The sequence below is a fragment of the Sporosarcina sp. A2 genome (genome assembly GCF_050858885.1).
In the GTDB taxonomy this organism is placed as follows: domain Bacteria; phylum Bacillota; class Bacilli; order Bacillales_A; family Planococcaceae; genus Sporosarcina.
Genome location: NZ_CP193898.1, coordinates 2947582 through 2973434, shown reverse-complemented (window position 1 = coordinate 2973434; position 25853 = coordinate 2947582). Strand labels below are relative to the sequence as shown.

Annotated in this window: 24 protein-coding genes; 14 read left to right on the top strand and 10 right to left on the bottom strand. The window is 43.1% G+C overall.

Annotated elements, in window-relative coordinates; translation table 11 throughout:
* Positions 1-100: 100 nt before the first annotated feature.
* From ACRPI0_RS15100 to ACRPI0_RS15090, 3 genes are all read right to left on the bottom strand, one after another.
* Positions 101-409, bottom strand: a complete 309-nt coding sequence (locus ACRPI0_RS15100; protein ID WP_432353579.1) for an antibiotic biosynthesis monooxygenase family protein — start codon at positions 407-409, stop codon at positions 101-103.
* A 106-nt stretch (positions 410-515) separates the two neighbouring features.
* A complete protein-coding gene (locus ACRPI0_RS15095; RefSeq protein WP_432353578.1) occupies positions 516-1460 on the bottom strand; it encodes an ABC transporter permease in 945 nt (314 codons plus the stop codon).
* Complete coding sequence (locus ACRPI0_RS15090) at positions 1429-2352, bottom strand: ATP-binding cassette domain-containing protein (protein ID WP_432353577.1); 924 nt, start codon at positions 2350-2352, stop codon at positions 1429-1431. The genes ACRPI0_RS15095 and ACRPI0_RS15090 overlap by 32 nt, the downstream gene beginning before the upstream one ends.
* 236 nt (positions 2353-2588) lie before the next feature.
* On the opposite strand from ACRPI0_RS15090, the gene ACRPI0_RS15085 reads away from it, so the two are divergent.
* The gene (locus ACRPI0_RS15085) at positions 2589-3638 is read left to right on the top strand and encodes an LLM class flavin-dependent oxidoreductase (RefSeq protein ID WP_432353576.1); all 1050 of its coding nucleotides are present in this window, start codon (positions 2589-2591) and stop codon (positions 3636-3638) included.
* A gap of 51 nt (positions 3639-3689) precedes the next feature.
* On the opposite strand, the gene ACRPI0_RS15080 is transcribed toward ACRPI0_RS15085, so the two are convergent.
* Complete coding sequence (locus ACRPI0_RS15080; protein WP_432353575.1) at positions 3690-3950, bottom strand: hypothetical protein; 261 nt, start codon at positions 3948-3950, stop codon at positions 3690-3692.
* A gap of 211 nt (positions 3951-4161) precedes the next feature.
* Here ACRPI0_RS15080 and dacB point away from each other — a divergent pair, with 211 nt between their 5' ends.
* The gene (gene dacB / locus ACRPI0_RS15075) at positions 4162-5685 is read left to right on the top strand and encodes a D-alanyl-D-alanine carboxypeptidase/D-alanyl-D-alanine endopeptidase (RefSeq protein WP_432353573.1); all 1524 of its coding nucleotides are present in this window, start codon (positions 4162-4164) and stop codon (positions 5683-5685) included.
* 49 nt (positions 5686-5734) lie between these two features.
* On the opposite strand, the gene ACRPI0_RS15070 is transcribed toward dacB, so the two are convergent.
* The 3 genes from ACRPI0_RS15070 to ACRPI0_RS15060 all read right to left on the bottom strand — a co-directional run bounded on the left by ACRPI0_RS15070 (position 5735) and on the right by ACRPI0_RS15060 (position 8662).
* The gene (locus ACRPI0_RS15070) at positions 5735-6073 is read right to left on the bottom strand and encodes a hypothetical protein (protein WP_432353572.1); all 339 of its coding nucleotides are present in this window, start codon (positions 6071-6073) and stop codon (positions 5735-5737) included.
* 102 nt (positions 6074-6175) lie between these two features.
* On the bottom strand, positions 6176-7522 hold the full coding sequence (locus ACRPI0_RS15065; protein ID WP_432353571.1) for a GntP family permease: 1347 nt from the start codon (positions 7520-7522) through the stop codon (positions 6176-6178).
* Positions 7523-8662: a glycerate kinase gene (locus ACRPI0_RS15060; protein WP_432353570.1), complete on the bottom strand. Its 1140-nt coding sequence runs from the start codon at positions 8660-8662 to the stop codon at positions 7523-7525.
* Positions 8663-8791: 129 nt separating this feature from the next.
* On the opposite strand from ACRPI0_RS15060, the gene ACRPI0_RS15055 reads away from it, so the two are divergent.
* Positions 8792-9874 carry a CdaR family transcriptional regulator gene (locus ACRPI0_RS15055; protein ID WP_432353569.1) on the top strand — a complete coding sequence of 361 codons (1083 nt, stop codon included), beginning with the start codon at positions 8792-8794 and terminating at the stop codon, positions 9872-9874.
* A 30-nt stretch (positions 9875-9904) separates the two neighbouring features.
* Here the strand turns inward: ACRPI0_RS15055 and pgeF are convergent, their stop codons facing one another.
* Positions 9905-10660, bottom strand: coding sequence for a peptidoglycan editing factor PgeF (pgeF, locus tag ACRPI0_RS15050; protein ID WP_432355981.1), 756 nt, complete (start codon positions 10658-10660; stop codon positions 9905-9907).
* A gap of 213 nt (positions 10661-10873) precedes the next feature.
* Between pgeF and ACRPI0_RS15045 the strand changes: the two genes are divergently transcribed.
* The 5 genes from ACRPI0_RS15045 (at position 10874) to ACRPI0_RS15025 (ending at position 14841) form a co-directional block, all read left to right on the top strand.
* Positions 10874-12130 (top strand): dicarboxylate/amino acid:cation symporter, encoded by a 1257-nt coding sequence (locus ACRPI0_RS15045; protein ID WP_432353568.1) that lies wholly within the window; start codon positions 10874-10876, stop codon positions 12128-12130.
* Positions 12131-12601: 471 nt separating this feature from the next.
* A complete protein-coding gene (locus tag ACRPI0_RS15040; RefSeq protein ID WP_432353567.1) occupies positions 12602-12877 on the top strand; it encodes a hypothetical protein in 276 nt (91 codons plus the stop codon).
* Positions 12878-13067: 190 nt separating this feature from the next.
* Positions 13068-13313: a glutaredoxin family protein gene (locus ACRPI0_RS15035; protein ID WP_432353566.1), complete on the top strand. Its 246-nt coding sequence runs from the start codon at positions 13068-13070 to the stop codon at positions 13311-13313.
* Positions 13310-13468: a hypothetical protein gene (locus tag ACRPI0_RS15030; protein ID WP_432353565.1), complete on the top strand. Its 159-nt coding sequence runs from the start codon at positions 13310-13312 to the stop codon at positions 13466-13468. Before ACRPI0_RS15035 ends, ACRPI0_RS15030 begins: the two co-directional genes overlap by 4 nt.
* Positions 13469-13608: 140 nt before the next feature.
* Positions 13609-14841: a Zn-dependent hydrolase gene (locus ACRPI0_RS15025; protein WP_432353564.1), complete on the top strand. Its 1233-nt coding sequence runs from the start codon at positions 13609-13611 to the stop codon at positions 14839-14841.
* Between the two features lie 369 nt (positions 14842-15210).
* Here the strand turns inward: ACRPI0_RS15025 and allD are convergent, their stop codons facing one another.
* Entirely contained in the window at positions 15211-16260 is a 1050-nt protein-coding gene (gene allD / locus ACRPI0_RS15020; protein WP_432353563.1) for an ureidoglycolate dehydrogenase, read from the bottom strand.
* Positions 16261-16290: 30 nt separating this feature from the next.
* On the bottom strand, positions 16291-17160 hold the full coding sequence (locus ACRPI0_RS15015; protein WP_432353562.1) for an alpha/beta hydrolase: 870 nt from the start codon (positions 17158-17160) through the stop codon (positions 16291-16293).
* Positions 17161-17431: 271 nt separating this feature from the next.
* On the opposite strand from ACRPI0_RS15015, the gene fdrA reads away from it, so the two are divergent.
* The 6 genes from fdrA to ACRPI0_RS14985 all read left to right on the top strand — a co-directional run bounded on the left by fdrA (position 17432) and on the right by ACRPI0_RS14985 (position 25846).
* On the top strand, positions 17432-19180 hold the full coding sequence (gene fdrA, locus ACRPI0_RS15010) for an acyl-CoA synthetase FdrA (protein ID WP_432353561.1): 1749 nt from the start codon (positions 17432-17434) through the stop codon (positions 19178-19180).
* Between the two features lie 91 nt (positions 19181-19271).
* A complete protein-coding gene (locus tag ACRPI0_RS15005; protein WP_432353559.1) occupies positions 19272-20534 on the top strand; it encodes a DUF1116 domain-containing protein in 1263 nt (420 codons plus the stop codon).
* Positions 20534-21454, top strand: coding sequence for a DUF2877 domain-containing protein (locus ACRPI0_RS15000; protein ID WP_432353558.1), 921 nt, complete (start codon positions 20534-20536; stop codon positions 21452-21454). Before ACRPI0_RS15005 ends, ACRPI0_RS15000 begins: the two co-directional genes overlap by 1 nt.
* A complete protein-coding gene (gene arcC, locus ACRPI0_RS14995) occupies positions 21451-22389 on the top strand; it encodes a carbamate kinase (protein ID WP_432353557.1) in 939 nt (312 codons plus the stop codon). The genes ACRPI0_RS15000 and arcC overlap by 4 nt, the downstream gene beginning before the upstream one ends.
* 85 nt (positions 22390-22474) lie before the next feature.
* Positions 22475-25126, top strand: coding sequence for an ATP-binding protein (locus tag ACRPI0_RS14990; RefSeq protein ID WP_432353556.1), 2652 nt, complete (start codon positions 22475-22477; stop codon positions 25124-25126).
* A 3-nt stretch (positions 25127-25129) separates the two neighbouring features.
* Positions 25130-25846, top strand: a complete 717-nt coding sequence (locus ACRPI0_RS14985) for a response regulator transcription factor (protein ID WP_432353554.1) — start codon at positions 25130-25132, stop codon at positions 25844-25846.
* Positions 25847-25853 lie beyond the last annotated feature (7 nt).

Sequence of the window (25853 nt, the reverse complement as noted above, 5' to 3'; positions counted from 1 at the left end):
TGCAAAGAGTTGCTCCTTCATCAAAGATTAAAAGAAATCCTATTCATACGAAAAACCGACTCACTTTACTAGAAGTGTAGCCGGTTTGTTGAAAACTTATTCACTTCGAAGCTGTCACCTCATACGTATCTTGACGGGAATCGATAATATACTCAGGTTTCGGCTTTCCAGCGTTCGCTTTGTGACCCGCGATGTGTTCGGGGCTCTTCTCCCAATTCTTCCAGTCCTCCTTGGACTCCCAACGGACAACGATTAGGATTTCCCCGTCACCACGACGACTTTCTTTAACAAGTACTTCAAGTCCGAGAAAGCCGGTTTGTTTTTCGATTAATCCTTCACCGCTGAATTTGTCTGTCACTTTCGTGGATGTACCTTCTTTCACAGTCATCCGTTTAATTTGATAAAACATGCAACTCCCCCTTAGTTGATAACCATTCTCAATTATAAAGAGAAATGTTTGAAAAGTCAAAACGCCCGCTACCTAGGAAAAATTAGAAGGTAGCGGGTGAGTTAAATTAAGCCGTAATATCCCTTTTTGTAAACACGGTATAGCTGATGATTAAGAATACGACAAGATAGACAGCTAAGACAACAAGCGAGAAGGGTAGTGTGATGTCATCATTCAAAACGTAATTCGACTCATACATCGTTAGATCCATGTGTGTGAACAATAAGTATTTCACGATTTCATATCGTGCTAACAGTGCAACGACGACATTTCCAGTGAAGTAGATGAATAGGGATAATCCAATTGCCATACCACTGGATCGGAAGACACTTCCCACCATGAACGCAAACGTTGCCGTGATAATCACATTGCCAAAGGATAGGAGTAACATGTAAAGACCATGGCCCCAAATAGAGACTTCTACGATATTCCCTCCAGAGACTGCAAGTGCTTGCCCCCCTTCAGATGTGAAAAAGAGAAATGCGCTTACTATAGTTGTTACAAATCCGATCAACATAAGAAGGAAGCCGAATAACAGAACCGCCATGTATTTGGAAGTCATGATTTTCCAACGTTTTACAGGACGTGTCAGAAGCATCTTAATCGTCCCTTGCGAGAATTCGGAGGCTACGATACCGGCAGCTACAATCACTGTTAGTAATATCGCTATGCTTCCAACTGAAGGGTTATAAATCATACCCTCTCGACTCGTGTCGTTTAGGGGAGCGATATCATTAGCGAGTCTATACTCGTAAATTTGGACATTTTCTTCTGCATGACGCTTACTTTGTCCTTTTAGTAAATTCGTTGCTAACGATGCTTTTTCCATTTCCAAGTTCCCTTGAAGAGTGGCTCTCCAGTCGGGTTCGCCTTCATTCATACTGCCTGACCATTTCACGATTCCTGCTAGGGAGAAAATGAGTACAATCATCAGTCCGGCCATGAGCCAAGTCCCTTTTTTCGCCCATAATTTCATCCACTCATTTTGGATTAGTTTCAGCAAGTTGGCCACCTCCAGTCAATTCCAGGAACTGGTCTTCCAGCGTTTTACGATGCGGCTGAATGGCATAGAGCTCAATTCCTGCAACCAGTAGTTCCTGAACGAGTTTCGGAATCTGTGTCTTTTCAGCTTGGATCACGAATCCTTCACTAACTTGTTCCGCTTTAAATCCGAAGGAACCGAGAAGTTCTAAGGTTTGATCAGCAGGAGTGGCTTCTACATAGTAATGTGATTCCTGTGTGTCACGCATGTCACGGATTTCTACGAGCTTCCCATTTTGAATGACGGCAATACGGTCACACATTAGTTCGATTTCCGATAGCATGTGGCTGGATACAAAAACAGAGACGTCTTCCGTTCTAGCAATCAGCCGCAAGTAATCCCGGAATTCACGAATCCCCGCAGGATCCAATCCGTTTGTCGGCTCATCCAATATCAAAAACTTGGGTCTATGTAACAAGGCTTGTGCAAGACCGAGTCGTTGACGCATCCCGAGGGAATAGGTCCCGACTTTTTCATGGATACGGTTTTCCATGCCAACTTGTTTCACAACTTCGTCAATCCGTTCTTTTGTTACACCTTTTTGCATGCGCGCGAAGTGTAACAAGTTTTTATAACCAGACATGAATTTATACATTTCTGGATTTTCAACAATTACACCAACTTTAGAGAGTGCTTCTTCAAAGTCAGAGGAAAGCGTTTGTCCGTCAATTACGACTTCTCCTCCGCTTTTTTTCATCAGTCCGACCATCATTCGGATTGTGGTCGTCTTTCCGGCACCGTTCGGTCCGAGAAATCCTGTAATCTGTCCAGGATAAAGCTGCAAACTGACATCATCGATAATCTTTTTTCCACGGATCGTTTTGGACAAATTCTTCAATTCGACGATTGCATTTTGTTCCATACATGGTCCTCCTTTTTTAACGAGATCTAGTAATAAAATATGTTCTATTTCTAGTATACGGGTTATGCGCAAAAGCGTTTCATTTTATTATATTTATAGGTGCCTCTATTTATGCGCAAATGGGTACGTCCAGGAAACTACTGATGATAAAAGCCAGAAAAGTGTTTGTATCGCCATTTCAGCTCATTCACGAGTACAATAAAGAAAATCACCAATGCATTTAGGAGGATGAAGCGATGGAGATAGGTATTAGTACGTTCGTTGAGACAACGCCAGATCTAGAGACGGGAAAACTGAAGAGTCATGCGGAGCGTTTACGTGAAGTGGTTGAAGAAATTGTACTTGCAGACCGGGTTGGTCTCGATGTATTCGGAGTCGGTGAACATCATCGAGCCGATTACGCAGCGTCTTCCCCAGCAGTTCTGCTCGCAGCGGCAGCATCGCAAACGTTCAATATTCGGTTGACAAGTGCGGTAACCGTGCTGTCTTCTGCGGATCCAGTACGGGTGTTTCAAGACTTTGCAACACTCGATGGAATTTCAAACGGACGCGCTGAAATTATGGCGGGCAGGGGGTCATTCATTGAATCATTCCCGTTATTCGGACAAGATCTATCGGATTATAATGAGTTATTCAATGAAAAGTTGGAATTGCTGTTGAAGTTACGGGAGTCTGAAGTGGTTTCTTGGGATGGAAAACATCGTCCCACAATCGATCGTAGAGGCGTCTATCCACGTCCTGTACAAAATCCGCTCCCCGTATGGATTGGCAGTGGAGGAAATCCGGAGTCCGTTGTGAGAGCCGGAAAATTAGGACTGCCACTAGTCCTTGCGATAATCGGAGGGCGACCTACTCAATTTGCGCCACTAGTTCAATTGTATAAGCGCACTGCAGCTGCAGCAGGTCATGATGTGTCGAAATTGCAGATTGCGTCTCATTCACATGGGTTTGTCGGAGAAACTACACGAACAGCCGCGGAAGCATTTTTTCCATCTACACAATATGCAATGAATGCAATTGGCAAAGAACGGGGCTGGGCACCTTACGATCGAGAGTCTTATGATGCTGCACGAAGTTTAGAAGGCGCATTGTATGTTGGGGATTCGGAGTATGTGGCGAAAAAGATCATCAAGTTACGGAAAGAAGTGGGGATTACGCGATTTCTGCTCCACGTGCCGCTAGGGTCTATGCCGCACGATGAAGTGATGAGTGCAATTCGATTACTTGGTGCAGAAGTGGCGCCAAGAGTGCGAGAAGCGATTGCAGAGTGGGAAACTGAAGAATGAGAACGACAAAAGAGGACAACCATGTGTAGATACATGTTTCCTCTTTTTTTGTTACGTAAAAATGGATAAACTTAATAGCCACCTTTGAATAATCCAGAAGATAAGGAGAATGCTTGCAAATTTCATCAACTTGATCCAACCTCTTTTATCAAAAAAGAGAAAGACGAATGATAAGTAGACTGCTTCAATTCCAGTGATGACCCAATCCTCTAAATACAGCCATGAACCAATACTTGCGACAACAAGAATGACAACAAGATGTATTCCATCGTTAGGTTCATTGACCGTATCGTCTTGGGTGATTTCCCGCATAGTAGTAGACCTCCTTAAGGAATACCGCTCTTCTGCACTCATATACAACTAGAAGGATACATAAACTGTACCAATCGAGGGCGATGTGGGACAGGCGACCCAATCCACTACTCTATAACCTATTCACCAATTCTGATTATTCTATATTATAACAGTATTTATCACTGAATAATTGATATACTAGAGAAAAATTGAAAGGGAATGGTGACAGATGCTAAACAAACGAAATGGAAAACAACTTCTCTTACTGGCAATACTAATCACTGTTGCATATCTCCCGATTGCGTATGAGCAAACGATTCCTGCACTCGCAGCTTCGGCAGCTTTGATAACTCCACCTGCGAATGCTTCAGTTTCGTTATCTAAGAAGTTAGATGTGCTTTTAGCAGATTCGAAATTACAAGGAGGAATTACAGGAGTAAGTGTTCGAAATGCCGATACAGGAGAATCTATTTACTCACATATGAGTGACATTCGATTGCGACCTGCCTCCAACATGAAACTACTGACAGGTGCTGCAGCCTTGGAAGTACTCGGTTCGGATTATCGCTTCCAAACAGATGTGGCAACAACGGGTAAGCAGAAAGGATCTACCCTTCAAGGAGATGTATATTTGGTGGGAAAGGGGGATCCTACACTTCTTCAAAGCGACTTGGTAACGTTTGCGAAGGAGTTGAAACAACAAGGCATCAAAACGGTTCGAGGCGATCTGTTTGCGGATGATACTTGGTACGACGATGACCGGTATTCGCAAGATCTGAACTGGTCAGATGAATTCAACTACGTTGGTGCACAAGTTTCCGCCCTCACACTCTCACCGAATGAAGATTATGACACAGGTACTGTAATTGTCGAAGTAAAGCCTGGAGCAAAGGCAGGCGAACTGCCAAGCGTATCTTTAACTCCTGCTACTGAGACATCTGTCATTGTGAATGAAGCGACGACTATTGGGAAAGATGGAAAAAAGACGATTTCTATTCATCGTGAACATGGAACAAATCGAATTATTGTAGAAGGATCCATCCCTGTCGGTGCCACAAGTTCACGTTCGTGGACTGCGGTTTGGCAACCTTCCGAGCTGGTGCTCGATGTATTCCGGAGTGCCTTGCAAAAAGAAGGGATTAAAGTCCTTGGAAAGAACGGACTCCAGCGTGCTGTTGTGCCTGATAATGCAAAGATCCTTTCAACTAAGAAGTCTATGCCGCTCAATGAAATCTATATTCCATTCATGAAGTTGAGTAACAATGGGCATGCTGAAATGCTTGTGAAAGAAATGGGAAGAGTTGAAAAGGGGGAAGGGAGTTGGAACGCTGGGCTTGCAGTGATGTCTGAGACACTTGCAGGACTCGGTATATCAAAAGACACCGTTCTGTTGCGTGACGGTTCCGGCATGTCACACAAAAATCTAGTCTCTTCCGAAACGTTTACTACGCTGCTCGTTCGAGCCCGAGATGAGACCTGGTATCCAGCTTTCAGAGAATCGCTCCCGCTAGCAGGTGAAGCGGATCGAATGGTTGGCGGAACACTACGTAACCGTATGAAAGGAGATTCAACAAAAGGAAATGTTGCTGCGAAGACCGGCTCGATTACAGGGGTATCCACACTATCCGGATATGTGATGACAAAAAAAGGGACTCCACTCGTTTTCTCCATTATGATAAACAATTACATTACGGGACCTGTAACTCAAATAGAAGACGCCCTCGCAACAGCGATTGCGGAAGCGGATTTATAATCTAAAAAGCAGACCTTTCGGGGGGAGTCCCCGTGGAAGGTCTGCTTTTTCAATGCGTGCGATTCACTTTGTTTTCAAGATCGAAAATACGTGATTTAATGACCATGAATTCTTCCGTAACGCTCTCGTCATGAAGCAATCGCTGTTCAGTTCGGTGTTCAAATTGACCGCCAAGGACTACTAGTAAGTGATCCACTCGATTAAATCGTTGATCTACGTCGTCAAACCGTGTGTTCATCTCAGTGTGCAAGTTTTCCAGTCCTGACTTCAAAGTGCCAACATCGGACTTCAGAGTACCAACATCTGATTTCATCTCACCTATATCCGACTTCATATCCCGTACATCTGCCGTAAGCCCTACTAACAACCGCAAGATTTTCTCTTCCATGCTGCGTAGCTCCCTTCGACTGCTTCTTTTTATAAGTATACAACGGCAACTTATAAAAGTCTAGCATAAAGGGAACACATGTTCTGTTCTGTTTAAACCCATTTAAACGAGAATTAACCATAAGATCATTGTGAATATTATTGTCGTGACGCCCATCAAAAGAGTCGCCATTGTTTGTGCTTTATAAGCATCTGTCACTGTCATACCACTGAATTCAGTCACGACCCAGAAGAAGCTATCGTTCACATGACTCACCGTCATTGCACCAGCTCCAACCGCCATAACAACGAGTGCAAGTGGAATTGCCCCTTCAATCCCCATTGCAGGTAGTAGGGGTGCTACTAATGTGGACGCAATGACGAGCGCCGCAGTTGAAGACCCTTGAGCAGTTTTTAAAGCTGCTGATATGAAGAATGGAACGAGTAGGAATAGTGCTCCGCCTGCAAGTGTAGTGAAGTTCATTTCTCCGATTACTTCTGCGACACCAGACGTCGAAATCACTTTACCAAAGGCACCACCGGCTCCTGTAATTAGTAAAATCGGTGCGGCTTCTTTGAGACCATCTCCAATCCAACCTGTAAGAGTCTCTTCGTTCCATTTCGGGAGTAATAAGAATGCTGCAAGCACGCCAAACAACAATGCAACTGAAGGCGCACCAACGAACTGTAAGAACGAGCTAAATCCACTTTCGCCCATAGTAAGCTTAGCAACAGAGCCAGCACCTATTAAAACAATCGGTAAGATAATAGGGAGGAATGCTTTAAATGCGGAAGGCATCTCGCCAAATGATTTAACGATTTCATCGTAGTCGAATGTAACAGATTCTTCGTCTTCAGGAACCGTGATTTTAGAGCCAACTTTTACAGCCCATAAATACCCGACAACTGTTGCTGGAATTGCGACGATAAGTCCGATTAAAATAATAATGCCTAAGTAGCTTTCTGCTCCAAGATTACCAGCAGCTGCAATTGGCCCGGGTGTAGGGGGGACTAGTGTATGGGTTGCGAATAGTCCCGTTGCAAGTGCGACAGACATCGAAGCAATCGTTACACCAGCCCGCTTTGCAAGCGCTTTCTTTAAACTGGATAAAATAACGAATCCCGAGTCGCAGAATACAGGAATGGAAACAATGTAACCAATAAGTGACATTGCAAGTTGAGGTCGTTTGTCACCAATTACACGTAAGACAACTTCAGCCATACGGTAAGCAGCGCCCGACTTCTCCAGGATGACACCAATAATAGTTCCAGCAACAATAACAATTCCAATCCCTTTCATTAATCCGCCAAAGCCTTCGTTAACGGTATCTACAACAGTGAGGAGAGGCATACCTGAAGTGATTCCTATGAAGAATGCACCTGCAAGTAACGATAAGAATGGATGGACTTTCAAAACGGCCGTTAAAAAGATAATGAGAGCAACACTTAAAATAATCATAGCGAACAACATTTAACATTCCTCCTTATTTTTATAGTGCAGAATTGCCTGTTTCGTTGTTTCCTTTAGTAAGCGATATGGTTCCAACATAGCTTCCGCAATGGAAATGCGTTCTGAAGTAATTGCGTGCACTTCTGTAAATAATTCATCCAAAGCAAAACGACTTTCGGGTGTGACGACCCCCGATATGAGTAACGTTGGAACGTTAGCTCGATGGGCTGCTTGTGCGATGCCGTAGGGTGTTTTCCCAGAAAAGGTTTGACTGTCGGAACGACCTTCTCCTGTGATTACAAGATCTGCAGTTGCCAAGTGTTCATCGAAACGAAGTGTTTCCAATACAACATGGATGCCTGACTGGAATGTACTTGGAAAGAAGACTTGGAACACACCACCAGCCCCCCCGGCAGCTCCTGCACCAGGCGTATGATGAAGAGATATCCCCGCATGTCGCTCTATAATGTCTGCGAAATTTGCGAGTGATTTATCTAGAAGTAAAACCTCTTCGTGAGAAGCCCCCTTTTGAGGTCCAAATACAGCGGAAGCCCCCTCTGGTCCGATAAATGGATTGGTTACATCTGCCGCAATTAGAAACGTACTCTCAATAATTCTTGAATCGAAAAACATTGGATCGATCGTACCTAATTGTTGCAGTGCAGCTCCGCCTCTAGGAATTTCATCCCCATTAGCATCAAGCAACTTCATGCCAAGCGCCTGTAAAATTCCTGCTCCTCCATCGTTTGTTGCGCTTCCTCCAAGCCCAATTATAAAATCCCGGTAACCTGCGTTGAGCGCATGGACGAGCAACTGTCCAGTTCCGAATGATGAAGTAATGAGCGGATTTTGTTCTTCAGCGGTGAGATGCATAAGACCTGAAGCCTCTGCAAACTCAATAACGCAAGTAGAACAATTTCCTAACACGCCGTAGCGCGCAGGGATGAGATGACCAAGTGGTCCCTCTACTAGAAGTGATATGAACTTACCGTTCGTTGCATCGACTAAACTTTGCAGGGTTCCTTCTCCTCCGTCAGCAGCAGGAAGTAATGAGGTGGTACTAGACGGGTCAGCTTCTTGGATTCCTTCAGCCATTGCTTCAGCAGCATGCAGTGCAGACAAACTTCCTTTGAAGGAGTCTGGTGCAACGAGTATTTTCATTCGAGGATCATTCCTATCGATTAGTAGTTGATGTCTATTATTATATGTACAGAAAAGTCCGAATACATTAGACTTGATGTATAAGTATTTAAGTAATTTTGAATTTTTTTTATACATTGAGGTGGAGTTATGCTGACGAAGAAACTTGCAGAGGAAATTGTTGAACAAACGATGCTCCGTTTGTCCCGCAACTTAAACGTAATGGATACCAATGGAATGATTTTAGCGTCAGGTGAAAGTGCGAGAGTGGATCGAATACATGAAGGAGCTGCGTATGTTGCGAAGACGGATACACTTCTTTGGATACACGAAAACAACATACATGAATGGCCAGGGTCTAAACCAGGCGTGAACTTGCCGATACGTTATAAAACTAAATTGGTGGGTGTTATTGGAATCACAGGTTCAGAAGAAGAGCTAAGAGATGTAGCAACACTTGTCCAGTTAACAACGGAGATGATGGTGCATCAGTCGTTGATCACTTCGGAAACGGAGTGGAAGCGAACGGCCCGAGGGCTAGTGTTTAAGGAGCTAGTGAATGGACATCCTCTTTCAGTTGCTGCCTTAGATCGAATGAGTATGTTATCAATTTTGCTGAAGGGACCATTTACACTTATAGTAGTTCTTCAAAATGAAAGAAGCCACATACCAAATCGTTTAGCAGATTGGGTAACGGAGAGGATGGGGATTTCTACGATTCTATCCGGTTCGGATTATGGACGCGCATTACCATTTTTAGTTTGGGGTGTAGAACGGGAATTTGTAAAAATGAGAGTAGAGATAATGTGCGAACAGAAAAGTGTTAGTATTGCACAAGTCGCAATTGGAAAGACTGTATTTACAGAAGCAGAAATTCATGTAGCATACGAAACTGCTTATCAAGCCTTGCAGTTAGGTTCAAAGAGCGAAATCATTAGTGATTTTGAAACGATAGAAATGCGTGCCTTGATGAGTGCCAACCAACTCCCCTTACATGTTGAATTTACGGAGAAAGTACTAGGGGGGCTTGACGAAACGTTATATGAAACGCTTCATACCTATCTCAATCACGAACAGCATGCCAACGATACGTCTAATATGCTAGGAATTCATAGACATACACTTTCGTACCGACTGAAGCGGATTACCGAAATCACGGGATTGGATCCTACTCAATTCACTTCTGCGGTTCAGTTATATTACGCGATCCTGCTAAAAGAAGGCGCCAAATAATAAAAACACCGAGCATTGTTTGCTCGGTGTTTAACGGCAGATGAAGGCCATATGTCTTCCCGCCTGTTTGTCTTGCCTATATGAAAATCCATCATCACTTTGAAATGTACATATTGGATTGATTGTAATATTAGCAGTTGGTATACCAGCAAGTTCGCATTGAGTTTTCACGACCTTCTGGTTATCAATATGATATTTACCGGTCTTTGCATTAAATGAAATCCATGGCTCTGCATAACCGAGTACGTGGAATTTATCATAGACGTCATGATCGACTTCGAATTTGTCCTGGCTAAGTGCAGGTCCGATAACCACTTCAAACTCCACAGGAAGACATCTTTCTTGTTCAATAAGGTGTTTGAGCAAATTAGTCGTGATTTCTTTGACAGTCCCTTGCCATCCTGAATGGATGACGCCAACGATTCCCGCGCGCTCATTTGATAGAAGCACAGGTACACAATCCGCCATGAACCCCGCAAGAACAATACCGATTTCAGTTGTATAGAGCGCATCTGTATCTGGAATTGCCGTTGCTTGTTCGGTTGCACCCCTTCCTATATCAGCATGTGTAACTTTGTGGAAGTTCGAGCTGTGTGTCTGATTGGCATATACAAAATCAGTAGTTGAGTAGCCAAGGGAAGTCGCAAGAGTTTCTCGGTTTTCCAGAACGGCCGCTGAATCCAGACATGCGTGTAGAGCAAGATTATTTTCTTCAGGCAAATGGGGATCTTTCATCGTGATTCCTGAGACGGAGCTTCCTTTGATGTTATATCTTTTTGTCTTAATAATTTTCACCTCTAGAGTATCGAAATGTTTTCTGATTATTGTACCATGAATGAGGTTATCTGTTTAGTAAATAGGGAAGAAATGAATACACCCTGCCGTATTGAGCAGAGACGTTGACAACCTTTTTCATGTGCATTATTGTTGACTATTATATTCCCTAGTAAGCAGATAGGAATTAATCAGAAATATAGAGAAAAGGGGATGCCCATATAGATGAAAGCTCTCTGGAAACGATACGCGAACGCATCTTTAATTCTTAAAATAACAATCGCCCTTATTCTTGGTATAGTAGTTGGGTTATTGATGGGTGAGCAGGCAAGTGTATTTGCCCCGCTCGGTGATTTACTCATCCGTCTTTTGACGTTCTTAATCATTCCCCTTATCCTATTCACCCTTATCGTTGGTGTGAATCAGACGACAATTGCGAATCTCGGTCGAATGGGCGGAAAGGTCTTCATCTATTACACGCTCAGTTCTGCGGTTGCGATTTCAGTCGGACTTGCAGTTGCGACATTGTTCCAACCAGGATCGGGTATGAAGCTTGGCGCACATGAATCATTCGACGTCCCGGATAATCCTGGTATCGTCCATGTATTACTCAATATTGTCCCGTCAAATATCGTTACAGCATTCACGGAAATGAATTTGCTCGGAATCATCTTTACAGCCCTTGTTTTCGGTATTGCCATTGCTGCGATGCGTAGTTCGAATGAATTGAATGAACTCGGAAATCATTTGTTGAAAACGATTAGTGCATTGAACGAAGCGTCTTTATTAATCCTCAAAGGTATTTTGCAATACGTACCAATTGGGGTATTTGCGATTATGGCAAAGACTGTGGGAAGCCAAGGTCTTGACACACTTCTGTCGCTCGGCGGTATGATCGGAGTCTTATATGCAGCATTGTTTGCTCAAATTGTTTTGTATATTGTTGCGATGTTGCTGTTTAAAGTGAACCCACTAACATTCTTCAAGCATACGAGGACACCGATTACGACAGCATTCGTAACTCAAAGTAGTGCGGGCGCCTTGCCGTTATCGTTAACTGCTGCTCATGATTTAGGATTACCTAGAAGTTTGTACGGATTTAGTTTACCACTCGGTGCCACAGTCAATATGGATGGCGCAGCGATTCGTATCGCAGTATCCGCTGTATTTGCAGCAAATATTGCGGGTACACCGTTATCCTTAACCGATATGCTTATGGTGGTACTAGTTGGAACACTTGCCTCCATTGGGACTGCAGGCGTTCCTGGTGCAGGGATTGTCATGATTGCAACAGTTTTCGTACAACTCGGCTTACCGATTGAAGCAGTAGCATTATTAACATCGATTGATTCATTGATTGGCATGGGAGCGACGGCACTGAACGTTACAGGTGACCTCGTAGGAACAACGCTCATTAGTCGAACGGAAAAGCGTCGAGATACTTCAAATGATTGTAATGAAGAAAAACCATCGCATTCCTAATCTACTCATATAGATCACGCAAAGCCAGCAAACAGGAGTGTAAACTCCCGTTTGCTGGCTTTTGTAGTAATTATAAAAAAATGTTGTATGTGAATAAATGGAAACCTCCTGGCACTCTTGACTTCCTGCGATATATGGCAGAAAACTGTACAGAATGATTTATGAAAACTAGCATGTGCTGCAAATAAGAACTTGCAGTACCTCATACGTTAAAGAAGGAGGACGGTTCTATTGATGAAAAACGAGAGCGAACGTTCATCCTCTTCTCAACGCACGCTGTTGATGATTGCGAATGTCGTAATAGGATTTAACTTACGACCTGCCATCACTTAAGTAGGACCGCTCCTTAGTACAATACGGGACGAACTTGGATTATCCAATTGGTCTGCAGAAATTATTACAAGTCTACCGTTAATTGCGTTTGCAGCAATGTCGACTGTGGCTGCACGATTCTGAAATCGATTCGGCAATATGACTATGATTTTAATGGGCTTACTCTTACTTTCAGTAGGAACGGTTACCCGATCTATTCCTTACACACCGCTATTAATTGTGGGTACTGCTCTAATTGGCGTTGGGATCGCGCTCATGAACGTATTACTGCCCACAATTTTAAAAGAGAAGTTTCCGAACAAAGTAGGTCGGATGACAAGTGTCTACTCAACGGCAATGTGTATATTTGCAGCTGCTGCATCAGGCATCTCCAATCCAATTGCAACAGGACCTATTGCAATTGGATTGTTGTAGGATGTCACTGAAAACTGGGAAATCCCTCTGATGGTGTTAGGTGGAGTCTGCCTAATTATGACTGCAGCAGGAATTGGTGCAGGACGCGACAAATTCGTTTCAGAAGTATTTGTTGAAGAAAGCTAATCGTTTGATTTGATACCTCAAGGGGTATATGATGGACTTAACTAATTCATGAGGAGTGAATGTCATGACACCACAAGCAACTGTATTCGTCTCTTCAACGTGTCCTTATTGCACGATGATGACAAGTTATTTGGATGAACAGAATATTTCCTATGAAACGATTAATGTATCGTTAGATCCGCAAGCAGGAAAACGTCTTGTTGAAACGACTGGACAGATGGGTGTTCCTCAAACCAAATTGAACGACGTTTGGATTTTAGGATTTGACCCTGAAGGCGTACAAAAGGCTCTCCATGGGGGAGCTCAGTGAAGGGCGTTATCGATAGGATCCATTGTAAGACGTGTTCTGTTGAGACAGATGTAGAAAAAGAAATGACGAAGAAGCTATTTCCAAGATTCTGTATCGGGCACGTAGCCCTTTTTGCAACAGGCGTGTTTCTTGTAATTATGGAATGGATGAACTAAAAAAACCGGCTTTCCCCTCTTGTTGAGTGGGAAAGCCGGTTTGATTTTTTTTCGGGAACTTGAGATACTTTATAGTAGGGGTAAATGAACTTTTGGTGAATTCAATTGCATTATGTACCTATACGAAAAGGGGAATTGCCATGAAGCTGGATCGATTACGTCAGTCATTTGAAGAACTTGCAAAGTTTACAGACGAAGGAGAAGGAATCAATCGGCTTGCTTATACAGAAACGGAACGGAACGCGCGAGAGTATATGATTCAGCAGTTTGAAAAGGCAGGTCTCACTGTGCGTACAGATTACGCGGGAAACGTTATTGCACGAAGAGAAGGTGCCACAGCTGAATTGCCTGTAGTTGCAACGGGTTCACACATTGACTCGGTCTATGCAGCAGGCGAATTCGATGGGACCGCTGGCGTGCTCGTGGCACTCGAAGTAATGCGCTCTCTTGCTGACGAACAGATAGAAACCGAGCATCCGATGGAAGTCATCATCTTTGCGTGCGAGGAATCATCACGATTCGGAGCATCTACACTCGGTAGCAAAGCAATGTCAGGACGATTGGATCCAGCATACACTAGGTCGTTGACGGACCGGAACGGTATTACACTCATGCAAGCGTTTGAAGAGAATGGTCTAGATCTGGAAGAAGTACATCTGGCAATGCGTTTTCAAGATGAATTCAAAGCTTTCGTTGAGCTACACATTGAACAGGGACCGGTGCTAGAGAAGCAACAACTGGCTATTGGTGTAGTCTCTGCAATTGCAGCACCTGTCCGATTCCATGTTCACGTTGGAGGTACAGCGGATCACTCGGGGACAACCCCAATGGATTATCGTCACGATGCGTTGCTTGGCGGTGCTGAAATTGCGCTAGCCGTGGAACGCGCGGCGATTGCCGAACTGGAGTATGGAACAGTTGGGACCGTAGGCGTTTTTTCAATAAAACCCGGGGCTATGAATGTTGTACCAAGTGCTACGGAAATGGACGTAGACATTCGTGGAACGCATACAGAGTCACGACAACGGGTCGTAGTGGCACTTGAAAAAGCGGTCAAAGAAGTCGCTGAAGCGCGAGGGTTGGATATTTGGATGGATTCCATATCCAGTGAAGAACCAGTTCAAATGGATAAAGGCGTAGTCGACGAATTCAAAGCCGTCTGTGAAGAACTCGGTGTCAAATGGCTGGAGATGGCAAGTGGCGCGGGACATGATGCTATGAATATGGCTGCGTTTTGTCCGACAGGGATGATTTTTGTTCCATCCAAAGATGGTCTGAGCCATAATCCAGTGGAATTTACATCTATGGAAGAACTGTTGGAAGGTGCAACAGTGTTGCGGGAGTTCATGCTACGACAAGCGAAAGTTATATAACTGTATAAAGGATGCAGCGGGACATTAGTCGTCTCAATGCATCCTTTTTTACTTGTGGACGAGCCGTGAAAAAGTTGGAGATGCAGATTTAATGCACGGATATTCTGACTCATCGAGAGCACTTCTTCACAAGCGGATAGCCCCCTAAAAACAAGCGGAGCGCAACCAATTAATCCCTTAAACGCACTTGAATTGTTTCCCGTTATCGACAAACTCTACCGAGTGTCGGAGAGAATACTCTCAGTGACAGAGAAATCCACAGGAGTGATCGAGAACACCACGCAAATGAACGACAAGTCGCCGAATCTGATCCACAACGCAAAAAGTCCCCACTAAAAAAGCCGACTCGCACTAGGCAAGTCAGCAAACTCATTTTGCAAAAGGATCTTTATGATCGTATTGGTTGTTATGGACAACATCGCTTCGTAAATAATCAAGTATGTCATCGACAATCTCCACACCATTTTTCAATGACTCTTTCTCCTGAAGCGTTGTGTTCTGACCTGGATAGAGTACTTGGTCAAAACCAGGAGCAGGCTTTACTTCATTCAATTCTTTCATCATGCCTGAAATGTTAGCGCGAAATAGATCAGAACTTGTGAAGGCGCCCGGATCGATGACAATATGAAGTTGCCCAAGTTCTCTTCCAGCAGTTAAATCATGATACATAGATGACACATGCTTACCAAACGGAAGTCCGAGCAACACGCCTGACAGGATATCTACCATCATCATTAAGCCATAGCCTTTTGGTCCGGCTATTGGAAGTAAACCGGTGACTTTGAATGGATCTGTAGTTGGAACGCCGTCCTTGTCTACCGCCCATGTATCTGGAATGGACTCTCCTTTTGAACGTGCGTGCAAAATTTTCCCCCATGCTTGAATACTGGTAGCCATATCGAAAATGATTTTATCATCCCCTTCACCAGGAGCAGCAAAGGCAATTGGGTTTGTACCGAAATACGGTTCAGCTCCACCAAAAGGAACAACCATTGGATCAGACTGACACATGGAAATTCCAATCATGCCAGCTTCTGCTGCTTGTTGAACGAAATACGACATTGCTCCACTATGACTCATCCTGCGAATACCAACAACTGCTGTCCCGTTTTCTCGTGCCATTTCAATTGCATGGGTCATCGCGTCTTTTGCTGCAACGTGACCAACACCATTATCCGCATCCAGCACAGCGGTACCAGTGCCTGTTTTCTTAAATTGAGTATCTGGATTCACCGTGATGCCGCCTTTTGCAATGCGCTCAGCGTAATACTCTGTCCGCATAGCTCCATGTGAGTAAATACCTCGAGCATCTGCATGAGCAAGCACGTCTGCAACAACTGCTGCATCCTCTTGTTGTAAACCTGCTGCTGCAAGTTTATTTGCTACCAGTACTTTTAAATCCTCAATTGATATATTCATCTCCAACACTCCCTTTGGCCATGTATACTGCTAATTTAAGTTCATTGAAAATTGGTTTTGTAAGAAAGTAATTGTGTTTTCTATAGCTCGTATTGCGTCAGGATCTTCCATATTCGCATCAAAGTTATGCTTTCCTTTTGTAATGGTCATTAACTCATTTGTAACACCACATGACTCAAGTTTCGCTTTCATCGCTACAGACTCTCCGTAGGGCACGTCTTCATCTTTGTCACCGTGAATTAGAAGAGTTGCAGGATATTGTGAGTCTGCTAGTTCAATCGGAGCATATTGCGAAAGATCTAAAACATCCGAACCTGCTATCCAATCGAGCCATTCACCTTGCTGGCGACAGTATAGATAGATTGCATAACGACGTTCAATCGGAGCCGACGCGAGTGGGGTCGGCTGAATAAGTTGTTTTGCGAGCACTTCAGGAACTGTCGGCATGGAAGTGAAATGGGGGCTTGGATTTCGGTACCAGTCGCCGGTAACTTGTCCATATCCGTAAAACGATACAATCGCATCTGGCTTAGTGTCAAACGTGCCAGCTAACAAAGCAAGATATCCGCCAGCAGAACTGCCAATCAGCCCTACTCTAGTACGATCGAAATCCAAAGTGGATGGAGCCTCAGTTTTAATCCAAGAAAGCAAATCGTTAATATCATCACGAATTTCAGGGAGTTTAGACTCAGGTGCTAGACGATACTCTACACTACATACGTTGAAGCCAGCTTGGTTATAACGATGAATCTGCTTTTTGTTCATGTCGTTACGAGTTCCCCAGATCAGTCCCCCGCCATGAAGATAGATAAGTAGAGGTGCCTGTGTATCTAGGGATGGATGAAGTACTCCTTTGAGAGCACACCCATCTACTTCTTTATAAACAAACGTTTCCCCCATAAACAGCTCCTCCTTCAGAATCGCTATTGCTATCTCGTTTCTGTCATTATCTTACGCTAGGAATTAGAAAGAATACAGCCTTCTATTCATAATTTTATGTTTTTGTAATGTTACACTCTCGTATTTTATTCATCTGTAATGCCTAATACGATACAATGAATTTGGATATAAGAAATCAGCCTCCGCTCGTGTTTTGTCTCCCAAATTCAGGGAAACACATGCAAAGACTAGCACGCTGTTTTTAAAAAATTAACTTACAGGAGTGATTTTTGTGTTGCATACAATTATCAAGAAGAACTCGTACCAAGACTCTATTAACTTAATGCTACTTACAAATTCGGTAGCAACTATGGAAGGTCTCAACAAAGTGCAAATCATGATGGCAACACCAGCAAACAAAGATATCTTTAAAGACGCTGGGTTGCATACAACAGAACTTGAAGCGGCAGAATCGAATGACATGGCTATTGTAGTTGATACAGACAATGCCGAAATGATGAATACGGTTCTTGAAAAAGTTGAGCAATATCTGAATGACCAATCAATCAGTAATAAAAAACAAGGTTTTGAAACGGTTCGTACATGGGACAAAGCGATGGCTGCACTTCCAAATGCAAACGTTGCAATGATTTCGGTACCAGGTGAATATGCAGCAGATGAAGCGGACAAGGCATTGGACCGTGGTCTTCACGTGTTTATGTTTAGCGATAACGTATCTGTAGAAGAAGAATTGCGATTGAAGCAAAAAGCGCATGATAAAGGATTGCTCGTTATGGGTCCAGACTGCGGAACAGGAATTCTTGATGGTGTACCGTTAGCATTCGCAAACGTCGTGAACAAAGGACGTATTGGACTTGTCGGAGCATCAGGAACAGGAATTCAGGAAGTTTCCACAATCATCGATCGCTTAGGAGAAGGTGTCAGCCACGCAATCGGTACAGGTGGACGTGACTTAAAAGATCCAATTGGTGCAATTACGATGATGGATGGTATCCGAGCACTTGAAAATCATAGTCAGACTGAAATTATCACGATTATTTCTAAGCCACCTGCAGAACACGTGCGCAACGAAGTTATGGAACTTCTTCAGAGTTTGACGAAGCCAGTCGTTGCGGTATTCCTTGGTGAAAAGCCTGAGCAGTATGAAGGGAATGTCTACCAAGCATATACACTCGCAGAAACTGCACATATCGCAGTAGATTTAGTGCGCGGCAACGAAGTGAAGCAGGATTATAATGCAGGTGACTTTACTGTTGAGAATGCTAGTTTGAAAGAAGGACAGAAGACGCTGAAAGGATTGTATTCGGGAGGGACACTCGCTTCTGAAGCAGCGGTTCTGATTTCTGATGCACTAGGTCTCGGCACTCACATCAAAAACGAAGAAGGCTACGTCTTGAAGCATGAAGGTCAGGAAATTGTTGACCTTGGAGACGATAAGTATACTCAAGGAAAGCCACACCCGATGATTGATCCAGAAACTCGTTCTAAGTTCATTGAGCAAGCTGGAGATGATGAAACAACAGCTGTTATTTTGCTCGACTTTGTTCTTGGATATGGTTCCCATGACGATATGGTTAGCGCATTGCTTCCGTCTATTAATAAAGCCGTTGAAAAAGCAAAAGAAGGCGGACGCACATTGCATATCGTTGCCACGGTTTGTGGTACGAAAAATGATCCGCAAAGCTACGATGGTCACGTGAAGCGGTTGAAAGAAGCGGGCGTTATTGTAAAAGAGACAAACAACGAAGCAGTTCGCACTGCGCTTAGCATTGTAGGGTTGCATGTAGAAGATAATCAGAAGAAACACGTTGAGGGAACGAAGTCGGATAAAAAATTCGATCTTGCTGTCTCAGAAGATATTGCCTCACTCGTTTCAGAACGTCCACGTGTCATTAACGTAGGTTTGAAAGGTTTTACAGATGCCCTAACTGATACAGCTACACAATTTGTTCAGTATGATTGGCGTCCAGTTGCTGGAGGTAACGCACGTATGGCTAAAATCTTAAGTTTACTGAAGTAATTCGTAGAGAAATAACCAAGGTTCGAATCAACTGAGCTCTTCACTATACAGATTAATGATTCGTAAATATACAGAATGAGGTGGATACGTTATGAACTACAAGTCAATGGATGAAGCAAACAAAGCGGTTATCGATAAAATTACCGGATCAGCACCATTTCTCGTGGATGTCGTGCCAGCTAAAGAAAAAATAAAAGAACTGAATGATGGAAAAATGTTGCTACACGCTGGTCCTCCAATCGAGTGGAATGATATGACGGGCCCAATGCAAGGTTCTTGTATTGGTGCGTCTATTTACGAAGGTTGGGCATCGAATGAAGAAGAAGCAGAGAAACAACTAGCAAGTGGTGAAGTGACATTCATCCCATGTCACCACGTAAATGCGGTCGGCCCGATGGGTGGAATTACTTCTGCAAATATGCCAGTTTTTGTTGTGGAAAACCGTACGGACGGTAACGAAGCGTACTGCATTATGAATGAAGGAATTGGTAAAGTACTTCGTTTTGGTGCTAACTCGCAGGAAGTTATTGATCGTTTGAAATGGATGCAAGATGTGCTTGGACCGACTATCGCAAGAGCGCTTGCACTCACGGAAGACGGCTTAAACTTGAACGTTATTATCGCAAAGGCAATTACAATGGGCGATGAATTCCACCAACGTAACATAGCTGCATCGTTAATTTTCTTGAAAGAGATTAGCCCGTACATCGTCCAATTAGATATGAACGAAAGCGATCGTAAAGACGTCATTCAATTCTTGGCAGATACGGACCAATTCTTCTTGAATATCATGATGGCAACAGCTAAAGCCGTAATGGATGGAGCTCGCACTATTCAAGATGGAACAGTTGTCACAGCAATGTGCCGTAACGGTAAAGACTTTGGTATTCGTATTAGTGGAATGGGAGACGAGTGGTTTACAGCACCTGTTAACACGCCACAAGGCCTATTCTTTACAGGATATTCACAAGATGATGCAAACCCGGATATCGGAGATAGTGCAATCACTGAAACCTTTGGTGTTGGTGGTATGGCAATGATCGCCGCACCTGGTGTAACACGCTTTGTTGGTGCTGGCGGCTTTGATGATGCGCTTGCTACTAGTAATGAAATGACGGAGATTTGTGTGTCGCAAAATAGTAACTTCACCATTCCTACATGGGACTTCCAAGGCGCATGTCTAGGAATTGATGCACGCAAAGTAGTTGAAACAGGTATTGAGCCTGTTATCAACACAGGAATTGCACATAAAAAAGCAGGAATGGGCCAAGTAGGTGCTGGAACTGTTCGTGCTCCTAAAGAATGTTTTGAAAAAGCACTTGAAGCTTACGCAGTAAAGCTTGGCCTGATCTAATGGATGAGTTGTCTGCAAAAAGTTCTTTGTTAATAGCAGCGGGATATGAGCAATCCATTCCTTTGCTACTAACTGAGCAACCCGTGGGCACAATTCACAGCGTCTTTCCAAATGGACTTAATATCCGGATGGGGGAGCGTCTGTTTTTTATCGGTACGACTAAAAATGGGCAACTCCCATTTGGTATTCATCTCACGGGTAGGGACTTACAAGAAGTTCTCGATGCGGTGAATACACAAAGTCTGATTTCTTGGAAGTCTACCTCACGGCAAGTGCACTTCGGTGAAGGAGCCCCTGTGGTTTCTTTGACTGAAGACACTTCGTTTAACTGGGAAATTAAACGATCTGTGGTGAGAAGGGTTGATGTAATCGATAATCTGGCGATGTTGTTATCCGTTTTATTGGAGGAACCTCACGTTAGTGGTTTAGGTGTAGATATTGAAGATTTCTTGACCGCTTATTTAGAAGGATCTGGGCCACTTGAACCTATTGATCAGCAGATCTATCAACTTTTAATGATTTTAGAGTCATCGGATGTGAAAGAAATAGTGAGTGTGCTCCGTTACTTTTTAGGACGGGGTCAAGGACTCACGCCTTCAGGAGATGACCATTTGGTCGGTCTGCTTGCAATACATGCAGGAGCGGGTATTATGTCGCAAACAGTGGTCGAAACACTTACGCATTTAGTGCAGCACGAATCACTCACTACAGATATTGGTCGGGAGTATTTGTTGTATGCAGCAGATGACAAGTTTAGTTCGACGGTCGTAGAGTTGGCTTCAGCATTGACACAGAAGACAGATATTTATATGCTGAAACCATTGCTTTTGGAATTGCTTGATATGGGCCATAGTTCTGGAATCGATACGGTTTTTGGCATGTTACTCGGCTTACTAGCGCTAAGGAGGAAACTAGAATGACAGAAAAAGTAGTAATTGCACTTGGGGGAAACGCGATCCTGCAACCAAAACAGGAAGCGACTTATGAGAATCAGCGTGAAAACGTACGGATTAGTACTGAAATCATCGCGAAAATTGTCAAAAACGGTCATGAAGTCATTGTTACACATGGTAACGGCCCGCAAGTAGGCAACATTCTTCGTCAGAACGAAGAAGCTAAAGACGTTGTTCCTGCTCTTCCACTGGACGTATGTAGCGCAGAATCACAAGGGTTCATTGGATACATGATGGAACAAACATTGAAGAATGAATTAAATAAATTGGGTCTACACAATCCAGTGGTTAGCATGTTGACTCAAACAGAAGTCGATCGCAATGATCCGGCTTTTGAAGATCCTTCTAAGCCAATCGGCGTTTTCTACTCAGAAGTAGAAGCCAAGCAATTAGCTGAAGAAAAAGGTTGGGATGTAAAAGAAGATGCAGGACGTGGCTGGAGACGTGTCGTTGCTTCACCAAATCCAAAGTCAATTCTAAGCTCTGAAACTATTAAGATGCTAACTGATCACAAAATAATTGTTATTGCTTCAGGCGGTGGCGGAATTCCAGTCGTACGTGAAGAGGATGGCAGTTTAATTGGTATTGAAGCAGTTATCGATAAAGATCGTAGTGCGTTCCGTCTTGCGGAAGAAGCAAAAGCGGACGTTCTCATGATTTTGACAGATGTTGATAATGTTTATGTTAACTATGGTAAGCCAGATCAGAAAGCACTTGGCACGATTACACTTGAAGAAGCTAAAGGTTATGCAGAAGAAGGTCAATTCTCTGCAGGAAGTATGGGACCTAAAATGGAAGCGGCAATGAAGTTCGCAGAAATGGGCGGACGTGCTATTATTTGTTCACTTGGACAAGCAGATCTTGCTGTAGAAGGCAAAGCAGGAACTCAAATTAAAAAATAAATCTTAGATGGTATTGGCACAGGTTGTAATGACACTGGCCAATACCGTTTTGCCGTTTACATGATTTCTGCAAGAGTTAAAATAGATGATGATCAAAAGAGGGGAGTCAGATGGAGTGAAAAATAGGCGCTCGCGTTCATTTAAAAAGGAACTTATCTACTCCTTTCTCGCAATCGGATTGACGTCGATTATTCTTCTAGGTATTTTTCAATTCTTTCAACTCTCTTCTTTGATTGAAGGAAATCAAGACAGTCAAACGAAGGTAACCGAGTTTTTAGAAGATAATATTGAAGGGTACATGGAGCAACACGGTCGAATTATAGAAACTATGTCTAGCAGTATTGCGCCACTATTGGAAAATAATCAAACAGGTGAAATTGAAGAAAAGCTGCGCGATATCAAGATCAATTACCCAGGATTCGTCAACTTGTATGTGGGTGATAAAAACGGTAAGTCCCTAGTCTTTTATCCGTCGGTCTATACGGATGGTGTGACGCGGGAGCACTTAGATTTCAGCGATCGTTCCTATTATAAAGAACTTCTTGAAAAGAACGAACAAGTGATCTCACATGTGTTTCATGGTCGAGGGGGAACGGACACGTTGCTCGTTGCCATTGTCTCTCCTATTTTCAATAGCAAAGGTAAAATGCAAGGGTATATTTTGGGTGCTATTGATTTACATGTATTAGAAAGGTATGTCTCTACGCGCATTTCTGGTGAAGCGAGCTATGCCGTGCTACTTGATCAAGACAATAACGTCATCGTGCATCCTGATGTGGATACGAGAACACAAATGGTGAATTTGACTAACTCTAAGGTTGTGCAGAAGATAACGAAGCAAGTCAACCAACCGATGAACAATATGACAATTAAAGAAGAAGGCAGCGAGAAAGAATTCATCACCTATGCGAAAATTCGTGAACTCGGATGGACGGTATGGATTGCAAATCCATCCACGCTCATCACAAAACCATTAAGAAGTGCTGCCAACACGATTTTATGGTTCATTCCTATTACAGCGCTATTTGTTATTCTCGCGAGTGTGTTCTTAACGAATCGTTTAGAACGTACGATTCGAAACTTGCTCGATACTATTAAAAGCTACTCGACTAACTACAAAACGAAACAGCCAGTTCAATTAGCGGAACGAATTCAAGGTCCACAAGAGATGACGGACCTGCTATCCCACTTTAATGATATGATGGCGGAAATCGAGGAAAGTCGAGTAGAACTAATTGCACTAAATACCGAACTTGAGGCACGAGTCCAGGAGCGTACTTCAAACTTGGAACAGCGGAACTCGGAATTACAAGCAGTAAATCAGCTAATTACTCCGGTTTCATCCAAGATGGATTTGACTCAATTCATTCAGCTTTGTTTGAAGAATATTAAACAATCTGTTTCCTTTAACGTACACATTTGGTTCCGAGAAATAGCGGTAACGATTGAAGATATTCATGAAGATAAGAGTTTGCAACATTATCTCAAGAGCAATGCTCAAGGTGTGAATCATCATATGGAACCGATTGTATTGGATGGAATACCTAACGGTTATCTCATTGTGGATTTGCTGGATGGTCAGACAGTTGAGCCGAAAGAACAAGCATTTCTTCAAACGTTTTCACGCTCGCTTGCAATTATGTTGCAGAATAAGGTGTTGTTTGAGCGATATCGTAACAAACACGCAGAACTGGATGCGGTTCTTGAAAGTATGTCAGAAGGTGTAATGCTCTTAAATAACGATCATGAAGTAGATTATGTGAATGAATTCTTTTTGAATATAATCGATGGAGAGGGAACTGATATACCGTTAGGACATCTCTCTGATGTTTTTGCAAGAATTGACACGTTGTTTGAGATTTCGTCGGAAGAGCTGATCACGTTTTTTGATGGGGAAGTAAGTGAACTGAAGCTAGAATATAAAACAAAGTCAGGAAACAGAGATTTTTATATGCTTCATAAATTCTCTGTAGTATCAGACGACATAAAGATCGGGGAAGGATTACTGATCCGTGATATTACAAAAGAAGAAGAGATTGATACATTAAAGAATAATCTAATCTCTTTAACTTCTCATGAATTCAAAACACCGATTACAAATATTCGAGGAAGTGTTGAAACATTATTAAGAACAGACGTTGAGTGGGAACCAGATTTCCAGTATGAACTGCTCGAAGGAGTACATGAAGACATTGAACGGATCCAACATCTAGTTGACGATTGGATGGATATCTCAAAAATCGAATCAGGCTCCATGTATATTGAGCGCAATATGGTTCGAGCGGATCATGTAATCGAGAAGTCAATTGAACTTATCCCTCTGGCCTTGAAAGATGATGCGACTCTTAAGTTTCATAACCAAGCGGAAGACTATTTATTTTTCTATGCTGACAAAACGAGGGTTCAGCAAGTACTAGTGAACTTGTTTACAAATGCACTGCGCTACAACGATGACCCTCACAAACGAATCGACATTATTCTAGAGAAAAAAGAAGACTATTTAACGATTTCTGTATCAGACAACGGTATTGGTATTTCGAAAGAGCACTTAGAGAAAATCTTTAATCGTTTCTACCAAGTCGATGTTACCGCAACCCGTAGATCTGGTGGAACCGGATTAGGTCTCTCTATCTGTGAAGGGATTATGGAAGCGCATGAAGGGAAAATCGAAGTCGATAGTAAACCTGGAGAAGGTAGTACATTCACACTTTACTTTCCAATACGAAAGGGGTCTTAAGTGATGAAACAAAAAATATGTGTAGTGGATGATGAAGCAAAGATTTTGCGTTTTATCTCTGCAAATCTGCGATCTGTTGGCTATGAAGTTGTGACAGCGGATTCTGGTGAGGAACTGCTGGAGAAGTATGATCTAATTTCGCCTGACTTAATTTTATTAGATATCATGATGCCAGGAAAAGATGGCTTTTACGTATTAGAGGAGCTCCGTAAGTTTTCCCATATTCCGATTATCATGTTGACAGCTAGAAGTAATCCAAAAGATAAAGTCAATGGACTGAATCTAGGCGCAGATGATTACTTGACCAAACCTTTCTCGCTTGACGAATTATTCGCACGTGTCAATGCAGTACTTAGGAGAAGTCAGCCAAGTCTAACTGATGCTACTGCGAGTGCGTCTTCTGTAATAGAGACCGGATCGCTTCAAGTCGATGTAGGAAGCAAACGGATTTGGATCTACGATGAAGAGTTGAAACTAACGCAAACGGAGTTTTCCCTGTTAGAGATTCTTGCGTTGAACCTGGACAAAGTTGTACAGCACGAGTCGTTGCTTTCTGAAGTATGGGGACCACAATATCGCGATGATGTTGAGTATCTACGCGTGGGAATTGCAAGAATCCGTCGTAAAATAAAAGAGCGTTTAAAAGAGCCAGAAGAATATATCGTTACATACCCGGGGCTCGGATACATGCTAAAGAGTGTAGTCGCCAAGCTAGACTGAGTTTGTA

What these genes read in the sequence shown, in the direction of transcription:
- ACRPI0_RS15055 (WP_432353569.1), top strand. Translation starts at nt 8,792, where the DNA reads ATGCTGACGAAGAAACTTGCAGAGGAAATTGTTGAACAAACGATGCTC.
- dacB (WP_432353573.1), top strand. Translation starts at nt 4,162, where the DNA reads ATGCTAAACAAACGAAATGGAAAACAACTTCTCTTACTGGCAATACTA.
- ACRPI0_RS15080 (WP_432353575.1), bottom strand. Translation starts at nt 3,950, where the DNA reads ATGCGGGAAATCACCCAAGACGATACGGTCAATGAACCTAACGATGGA.
- ACRPI0_RS15005 (WP_432353559.1), top strand. Translation starts at nt 19,272, where the DNA reads ATGAACTACAAGTCAATGGATGAAGCAAACAAAGCGGTTATCGATAAA.
- ACRPI0_RS15015 (WP_432353562.1), bottom strand. Translation starts at nt 17,160, where the DNA reads ATGGGGGAAACGTTTGTTTATAAAGAAGTAGATGGGTGTGCTCTCAAA.
- arcC (WP_432353557.1), top strand. Translation starts at nt 21,451, where the DNA reads ATGACAGAAAAAGTAGTAATTGCACTTGGGGGAAACGCGATCCTGCAA.
- allD (WP_432353563.1), bottom strand. Translation starts at nt 16,260, where the DNA reads ATGAATATATCAATTGAGGATTTAAAAGTACTGGTAGCAAATAAACTT.
- ACRPI0_RS15025 (WP_432353564.1), top strand. Translation starts at nt 13,609, where the DNA reads ATGAAGCTGGATCGATTACGTCAGTCATTTGAAGAACTTGCAAAGTTT.
- ACRPI0_RS15090 (WP_432353577.1), bottom strand. Translation starts at nt 2,352, where the DNA reads ATGGAACAAAATGCAATCGTCGAATTGAAGAATTTGTCCAAAACGATC.
- ACRPI0_RS15100 (WP_432353579.1), bottom strand. Translation starts at nt 409, where the DNA reads ATGTTTTATCAAATTAAACGGATGACTGTGAAAGAAGGTACATCCACG.
- ACRPI0_RS15070 (WP_432353572.1), bottom strand. Translation starts at nt 6,073, where the DNA reads ATGGAAGAGAAAATCTTGCGGTTGTTAGTAGGGCTTACGGCAGATGTA.
- ACRPI0_RS15040 (WP_432353567.1), top strand. Translation starts at nt 12,602, where the DNA reads ATGACTATGATTTTAATGGGCTTACTCTTACTTTCAGTAGGAACGGTT.
- ACRPI0_RS15045 (WP_432353568.1), top strand. Translation starts at nt 10,874, where the DNA reads ATGAAAGCTCTCTGGAAACGATACGCGAACGCATCTTTAATTCTTAAA.
- ACRPI0_RS15060 (WP_432353570.1), bottom strand. Translation starts at nt 8,662, where the DNA reads ATGAAAATACTCGTTGCACCAGACTCCTTCAAAGGAAGTTTGTCTGCA.
- ACRPI0_RS15000 (WP_432353558.1), top strand. Translation starts at nt 20,534, where the DNA reads ATGGATGAGTTGTCTGCAAAAAGTTCTTTGTTAATAGCAGCGGGATAT.
- ACRPI0_RS14985 (WP_432353554.1), top strand. Translation starts at nt 25,130, where the DNA reads ATGAAACAAAAAATATGTGTAGTGGATGATGAAGCAAAGATTTTGCGT.
- ACRPI0_RS14990 (WP_432353556.1), top strand. Translation starts at nt 22,475, where the DNA reads ATGATGATCAAAAGAGGGGAGTCAGATGGAGTGAAAAATAGGCGCTCG.
- ACRPI0_RS15085 (WP_432353576.1), top strand. Translation starts at nt 2,589, where the DNA reads ATGGAGATAGGTATTAGTACGTTCGTTGAGACAACGCCAGATCTAGAG.
- ACRPI0_RS15065 (WP_432353571.1), bottom strand. Translation starts at nt 7,522, where the DNA reads ATGTTGTTCGCTATGATTATTTTAAGTGTTGCTCTCATTATCTTTTTA.
- ACRPI0_RS15035 (WP_432353566.1), top strand. Translation starts at nt 13,068, where the DNA reads ATGACACCACAAGCAACTGTATTCGTCTCTTCAACGTGTCCTTATTGC.